The 793-nt window shown below is 68.2% G+C and carries 2 protein-coding genes; both read left to right on the forward strand.

The annotated features are described in order from the left end of the window. Window positions 1–357 (forward strand): carbohydrate ABC transporter permease (locus Cba03nite_RS39435; protein WP_203757701.1); only part of this gene is annotated, 357 nt, incomplete at its 5' end. After that, on the forward strand, window positions 354–793 hold a 440-nt coding region (locus Cba03nite_RS39440), incomplete at its 3' end, for an ABC transporter permease family protein (protein WP_203757703.1). The genes Cba03nite_RS39435 and Cba03nite_RS39440, both read left to right, overlap by 4 nt.

A 793-nucleotide genomic window follows, 5' to 3' on the forward strand; every position in this document is an offset into this window, starting at 1 on the left:
CGGGAGCTGACCGAGGCCGCCACCACCGACGGCGCCAGCGCCTGGCAGGTGTTCCGGCACGTCACCCTGCCCTTACTGGGGCCGACGATCCGGATCAGCGTGTTCCTGTCGGTCATCGGCAGCATCCAGCTGTTCGACATGGTCTGGGTGCTCACCGGCGGCGGCCCGATCCACGCCTCGGAGACCATGGCCGTGACCATGTACCAGTTCGGCTTCCGCCGCTTCGAGGTCGGCTACGCCAGCGCCATCAGCATCATCATGTTCCTGCTCAGCCTCGTCTTCGCGCTGTTCTACCAGCGATACGTGCTGCGCCGCGACACCGAGGGCGCCCTGACCACGATGGGAGACCAGCGATGAGCCGCCGCGTCACCGCCGCCGACCGCGCCACAAGTACGGTGCTGCACCTGGTGTCCGTAGCCATCGGCGCGCTGATCGTGCTGCCCGTCGGGTTCGGCGTGCTCGGCGGGTTCAAGGACAACGGCCAGCTGTCCACCAACCCGCTGGGCTGGCCCGACCCGTGGGTCCCGGAGAACTACACCGGGATCCTGGGGTCGGAGGTGTTCTGGCGGCAGCTGGGCAACAGCACCCTGATCGCCCTCGCGACGGTGCTCGTCGTGGTGGGCGCGTCGGCGATGGCGTCGTTCATCTTCGCGCGCTTCGCGTTCCGGGGCCGGGAGACCCTGTTCACCCTGTTCGCGGTCGGGCTGATGTTCCCGTTCGCGGTGGCGATCCTGCCGCTGTTCATCCTGCTGCGCAGCATGGGACTGCTGGACAACCCGCTCGGCGTGATCCT

This window comes from Catellatospora bangladeshensis (assembly GCF_016862575.1).
GTDB lineage: Bacteria > Actinomycetota > Actinomycetes > Mycobacteriales > Micromonosporaceae > Catellatospora > Catellatospora bangladeshensis.